Source organism: Kitasatospora sp. NPDC004531, from assembly GCF_053602195.1.
This window is the reverse complement of sequence record NZ_JBSGDD010000087.1, coordinates 23,240-29,249: the sequence shown is the minus strand read 5'-3', so window position 1 is coordinate 29,249 and position 6,010 is coordinate 23,240. Positions and strand designations below refer to the sequence as shown.

The 6,010-nt window shown below is 77.6% G+C and carries 5 protein-coding genes; 2 read left to right on the top strand and 3 right to left on the bottom strand.

What is annotated here, in order from left to right; genetic code table 11:
• Positions 1 to 90: 90 nt before the first annotated feature.
• The 3 genes from ACWEMJ_RS27445 to ACWEMJ_RS27435 form a co-directional block, all read right to left on the bottom strand.
• The gene (locus ACWEMJ_RS27445) at positions 91 to 720 is read right to left on the bottom strand and encodes a hypothetical protein (protein WP_452139813.1); all 630 of its coding nucleotides are present in this window, start codon (positions 718 to 720) and stop codon (positions 91 to 93) included.
• Positions 721 to 872: 152 nt separating this feature from the next.
• Entirely contained in the window at positions 873 to 1,520 is a 648-nt protein-coding gene (locus ACWEMJ_RS27440; RefSeq protein ID WP_452139812.1) for a response regulator, read from the bottom strand.
• Positions 1,505 to 2,725: a sensor histidine kinase gene (locus ACWEMJ_RS27435; protein WP_452139811.1), complete on the bottom strand. Its 1,221-nt coding sequence runs from the start codon at positions 2,723 to 2,725 to the stop codon at positions 1,505 to 1,507. The genes ACWEMJ_RS27440 and ACWEMJ_RS27435 overlap by 16 nt, the downstream gene beginning before the upstream one ends.
• Before the next feature lie 110 nt (positions 2,726 to 2,835).
• Between ACWEMJ_RS27435 and ACWEMJ_RS27430 the strand changes: the two genes are divergently transcribed.
• Both ACWEMJ_RS27430 and ACWEMJ_RS27425 read left to right on the top strand, forming a co-directional pair.
• On the top strand, positions 2,836 to 3,600 hold the full coding sequence (locus ACWEMJ_RS27430; RefSeq protein WP_452139810.1) for an ABC transporter ATP-binding protein: 765 nt from the start codon (positions 2,836 to 2,838) through the stop codon (positions 3,598 to 3,600).
• Positions 3,600 to 5,954, top strand: a complete 2,355-nt coding sequence (locus ACWEMJ_RS27425; protein ID WP_452139809.1) for an ABC transporter permease — start codon at positions 3,600 to 3,602, stop codon at positions 5,952 to 5,954. Before ACWEMJ_RS27430 ends, ACWEMJ_RS27425 begins: the two co-directional genes overlap by 1 nt.
• Positions 5,955 to 6,010: the final 56 nt, after the last annotated feature.

Below are 6,010 nucleotides of genomic sequence, written 5' to 3'. Positions count from 1 at the left end.
ACCGCCGCCGCTGCGGCCGCCGCCGTCGGCAACGCCTACACCCAGCGCCACCAGTCCGAGACCGGCGGCGGGGGGTCCGCCGGGGTGCGGTCAACGGCGGGAGCGGCGCAGCCGGCGGGTCACCAGCCACCCGGCTCCGGCGAGCAGCGAGGTGCCGACGGCGATCTCCGCCGGGTTCAGCCCCTGCGAGGCGCCGCCGGCGCCGGCCGCGACCCCGCCCTTGGGCAGGTGGCCCTGGTGCCCGGCCTCGGGGCCGGCCGGCGGCACGGGCGGCAGGGTGGTCGAGGCGGTGGTCGGGGCGGTGGAGCCGCAGTCCACCGTGAAGGTCTTCTGCCGGGGCGTGCCGGTCTGCCCCGCGTAGGTCCAGGTCAGCTTGTAACTGCCGGTCGGCAGCGAGAGGTTGGTGGTGTGTCCGGTGCCGGAGGCCACCACGACGCTCCCCGACAGCGTCTTGGTGCCGGCCGGCTGCAGCTGGTCGATCTCCCAGGACACCAGCGGCACGGTGTCGAAGTTGAAGGCGTCCAGGTAGAACTTGCACACCTTCGTCTCGTCGCGGGCGTCGGTGAACGGCACGCCGGTGCTGTGGATCTTCACGTCGCCGTTGTCGCCGGGCGCGGCGGAGGCCGGCACCGCGGACGCGGCCAGCGGCAGCGCGACGGAACCGGCGAGGACACTGGCACGCAGGGCAAGCAGGCGTCGCCCGGCCAGGGTTGAGGCCATGGAGAACTCCAGGGAGGGGGTGGACGGGAGCTGCCGGCACCGCGCCGACACCCCACGAGGTTCACCGCGGCCCTCGCCGCCCGCCGCCCCAACACTCCGCGCCGGTACGATCTTTCGCCCCAACGGTCGAGCAGGCCCACTCCGACGGCCCGTCAGGCCCCCAGGTAGCGCAGTACGGCGAGCACCCGGCGGTGGCCGTCGGTGTCGGCCGGAAGGTCGAGTTTGGCGAAGATGTTGCCGATGTGCTTGTTCACGGCGGCGTCGCTGATGAACAGCTCGGCGGCCAGGTTGGCGTTGGAGCGGCCCTGCGCCATCAGGCCGAGCACCTCCCGCTCCCGGGCGCTCAGCCGCTCCAGCGGGTCGTGGTGCAGCCGCACCAACTGCTGCACCACCTCCGGGTCGACCACCGTGCCGCCCGCCGCGACCCGCTCCAGCGCGGACATGAAGTCCGCGACCGCGCCGACCCGCTCCTTCAACAGGTAGCCGACGGCCCGGCCCCGGTCGGAGTCGAGCAGCCGCGTCGCGTACGACTGGTCCACGTACTGGCTGAGCACCACCACCGGCAACCCCGGGTGCTCGCGCCGCAGTTGGACGGCCGCGCGCAGGCCGTCGTCGCCGTTGGCCGGCGGCATCCGGACGTCGGTGACGACCAGCTCGGGCAGCTCGGCGCGGGCCGCCGCGAGCAGCGCGTCGGCGTCCCCGACGGAGGCCGTCACCCGGTGCCCGAACCGCTGCAGCAGGCCGACCAGGCCCTCCCGCAGCAGTGCGGCGTCCTCGGCGACGATCACTCGAAGCGGCACGGAACCTCCACGTGGAGCAGGGTCGGGCCGCCGGGCGGACTGGACACTCGCAGGCGCCCGTCCACCGCGGCGAGCCGGTCGGCCAGGCCGGTCAGGCCGCTGCCGAGCGCCGGGTCGGCGCCGCCGCGACCGTCGTCCGTGATCTCCAGGACGAGCAGGTCGGCGCGGTGCCGGCCGTGCACGGCGGCGGTGCGGGCGCCGCTGTGCCGGGCGATGTTGGTCAGCGCCTCGCTCAGCAGGTAGTAGAGGTGCAGCTCCAGCTGCCGGGGCAGCCGGGCCGGCAGGTCGAGGTCCACCGTGACCGGCAGCGGGAAGCGGCTGGCCTGCTCGCGGACCGCCGCCGCCAGGCCGTGGTCGGCCAGCACCGGCGGGTTGAGGCCGCGGATCAGGCCGCGCAACTCCCGGTGCGCCGAGGCGAGTTGCTGCTGCGCCTGGGCGAGCTGGGGACGCAGCGGCGAGCCGGCCGGCAGGTCGAGCTCCAGCAGGCCCAGCGTCAGGCCGAGCGAGATCAGGTGCTGCTGGGCGCCGTCGTGCAGGTCGCGTTCGATCCGCACCCGCTCCGCGTCGAAGGCGTCCACCAGCCGCGACCGGGACGCCCGCACCTCCCGCAGGGCCGCGCCCAGTTCCTGGTCGCGCGGCGCGAGCAGCACCCGCACCAGCGCCGCCCGGGCGCCCGCCCAGGACGTCACCGTCCACGGCGAGGCGAGCAGCACCAGCGCGCCGAACACCGTCCACGGCCAGGTGTCCCCGTCCGTCGAGGCGAAGCACAGCGCGGGCAGCGCGAAGGAGAACGCCAGCACCAGCAGGTCCAGCCACCACAGGGCGGCCGCCGACAGCAGTGCGAAACCCAGCTCCCGCCACGTCGCCTGCTCGGTCAGCCGGGTCGCCGCCCACGCGCGCAGACCCGGGCCGTCCGGCGGGCGGTGCGGATCCGGCGCCGGATCGAGATCCACCAGCCGCAGCCGGCGCCGCTCCACCTTCGCCACCGCCGTCGCCGACAGCACCACCCCGAGCAGCGGCGCCACCCCGACCAGCACCACCAGCAGCAGCACGCCCGCCGCCAGCCCCGCCGCGAGCACCGCGACGGCGGCCGCGCCCACCGGCACCCCGCTCAGCAGGTACGCCACCGAGCGCCAGGGCCACCCCGAGACGAGGAAGGCCACCGGGCGCCGGGCCATCGCCTGCCAAGCTGTTCGGGGACGCACCCGGGCGACTCTAGCGCCCGTTCGGGTGGTGCGCGGTAGTGCCCGCACTACCTTCGAGGTGGTGTGCGGGCCAGTGCTCCCGGGCCCGCCCGGCCGGTGGGATGGGCGACATGACAACCCATCAGTCCGACGCCCCGGTGCGGCTGCACGCGGTCTCCAAGGTGCACGGCACCGGCGAGCACGCCGTCACCGCCCTCGACTCCGTCACCCTCGACTTCCCGCCCGGCACCCTCACCGCCGTCATGGGCCCCTCCGGCTCCGGCAAGTCCACCCTGCTGCACTGCGCCGCCGGACTCGACCGGCCCACCTCCGGCCGGGTCGAACTCGACGGCCACGACCTCGGCGCGCTCGACGAGCGCCGCCGCACCGCACTGCGCCGCGACCGGATCGGGTTCGTGTTCCAGGCCTTCAACCTGGTCGAATCGCTCACCGCCGCGCAGAACGTGGCGCTGCCCGCCCGGTTCGCCGGCCGCCGGCTGCCCGCCGCGCAGATCGCCGCCGCGCTCGAAGCCGTCGGCCTCACCGACCGCGCCGACCACCGCCCCGGCCGCCTCTCCGGCGGCCAGCAGCAGCGCGTCGCGCTCGCCCGCGCCCTCGCCACCCGCCCCGCCGTCCTGTTCGCCGACGAACCCACCGGCGCCCTCGACACCGCCACCGGCCGCCACGTCCTGCGACTGCTGCGCGCCCTCGTCGACGACCACGGCCGGACCACCGTGATGGTCACCCACGACCCCGCCGCCGCGGCCGTCGCCGACACCGTGCTCCTCCTCAAGGACGGCCGCCTCACCGACCGCATCCCCCTCGACCCCGCCCGCGTCACCGAGAACACGGCCCTGGTGGCGGCCCGGACGGCCCGGCTGGAGGTGGAGGGCTGATGCTGGTGTTCGCGGAGTTGCGGGCGCGGTGGGGCGGGTTCCTGGCGGCGTTCGTCGCCGTGGTGGTCGGGGTCGGGCTGATCACGGCCGCGCTGACCGTCCGGGAGTCGGCCGCGCCGGGGGTGCAGGAGCGGTTGGCGGGGGCCGGGGCGCTGGTGCTGCCCGGGCGGGCGGCGGAGGCCGACGGGTCGCCGGGCGACCGGGTGCCGTGGAGCGAGGCGGAGGCGGCCGAGCTGCTCGGGGCGCTGCGGGCGGTGCCCGGGGTGGTGGCGGTCGCCGATCGGGCGTTCTACGCGCAGGCGTTCCGGGACGGCCGGCCGGTGGCCGACGCGGGGGCGGCCGAGGCCGGGCACGGCTGGTCGGGGGCGGCCCTCGCCCCGTACCGGCTGCTCGCCGGGCGGGCGCCCGCCGCCGAGGACGAGGTGGTCGTCGGCGCGGCGCTCGGCGTCCCCGTCGGCAGCCGGCTCACCGTCAACCTGACGGCGGGACGCGCCGAGTTCACCGTCACCGGGACGCTCGACGGCCCCGGCTACTGGTTCGACGACCGCACGGCGGCCGCCCGGGCCCCCGGGGTCGGGGCGATCGCGCTGGTGGCCGCGCCCGGGCCGGTGGCCGCCGCGCGCACCGTCGTCGGTGCGCGGGCCGAGGTCGTCACCGGGGCCGGCCGGGCCGCGATCCAGCCCCGGCAGCTCGCGCACCTGCGCTTCCTCGCCGACCAACTGCTGGGCGCCGTCGCCGGGTTGGCGCTGTTCACCACCGCGTTCGTGGTCGCCGCCACGCTCACCCTGCACACCGCGCTGCGCCGCCGCCACCTCGGCCTGCTGCGGCTGATCGGGGCCGGCCCCGGCCGGATCCGGCGGATGCTGCTCGGCGAGGCCGTCGCTCTCGCGCTGCTCGGCTCGGCCGTCGGCGGGCCGCTGGGCCTGCTCGCCGCGCCGCCGCTCGGCCGGCTGCTGGTGCGGCTGGGCTCCGCGCCGCCCGACCTGACGATCCGGTGGACGGCCGGGCCGCCGCTGCTCGCCTGCGCGGTCGCCGTCACCGTGGGCGCGTCGGCCGCGTGGGCGTCCGGCCGGTCCGCCGCCCGGGTCACGCCGCTGGACGCCCTGCTGGACGGCCGCGACACCGAGCGGCGCACCGGCAGGCTCCGACTGGCGTGCGGACTGGCCGCGCTCACCGCCGGCGCGCTCGCCGCCGCGGCCACCGCCGTCGCCGGCGCCGACGACCGGGTCGCCGCCGCGATCGCCACGACCGCCGTCCTGATCACCGCCGCCGCGCTGCTCGCCCCCGCGCTGATCGGCCCGCTCGCCCGCGCCGTCACCGGCCCGCTGCTGCGGCTGCGCCCCGCCTGGCCGCTGCTGCTGCGCGCGGAGCTGACCTCCGCCGCCCGCCGGTCCGCCGCCGTCGCCGCGCCCGTGATCGCCGCGGTCGGGTTCGCCGTGCTGCTGAGCGGCACCGCGGAGACCATGCGGGCCGCCTACCCGGCCGGTCAGGCACGGCAGTTGGCCGGGCAGCGGATCGTCACCGAGGACGGCACCCCCGGCACCACCGACGAGGCCGCGGCCGCCAACCCCGTCGGCAGGGCGGCGCTGCCGGTGCGGGCGTTCGTCCGCGCCGCCGACGGGGCGGCGGTCGTCGTCGACGTCCTCGGCTCCCGCGACCCCGCGTGGGACCGGCCCGGGCAGGCCGTGCTCGGCCGCACCCTGGCCGGACAGCTCGGCGTCCGCGCCGGGCAGCAGTACGAGGTGCGGTTCTCGGACGGCGCGACCGTGCCGGTGCGGATCGCCGAGGTGCTGCCGGACGATCCCGCGCGCGGCGCGTTCGTGATGTCCCGCGCCGAAGTGCGGGCGCACGACCCGGCGGCGCTCGGCGACGACATCTTCGTCCCGGCCGGCGCGACCGCCACCGCCGTCCCCGGCACCGCCGTCCACGACGCGATGCGCTACGCGCTGGACGACTACGCCACCGACGCCCGGCTGACCGACGCCCTCGCCGCGCTGCTCATCGCCGTGGCCGGCGGCTACGGGGCGCTCGCCGCCGCCAACGCCGCGGCGGCCGCCGCGCACGGCCGCCGGTCCGACCTCGCCGTCCTCGCCACCGTCGGCGGCACCCGCCGCCAACTGCTCGCGCTGGCCGCCGGCGAGACCGCCCTGACGGTCGCCGTCGGCGCCGCGCTCGGCATCCTGGCCGCCCTGCCCCCACTCGCAGCCGTCGCCTCCGGCCTCTCCCAGGCCACCGGCACGCACATCGGCCCGCACCTGAGCCTGCCGACCCTCGCCACAGCCGTCCTCGCCACCCTCACCACGGCAGCCACGGCCGCCACCCTCACCACCGCCCGCAGCCTGCGCCGCAGCTGAGTCCGGGCCGCCGGACGTTTCTTTCGCGGGGGGGGGCCCCCTGTCATCCGCCCGCA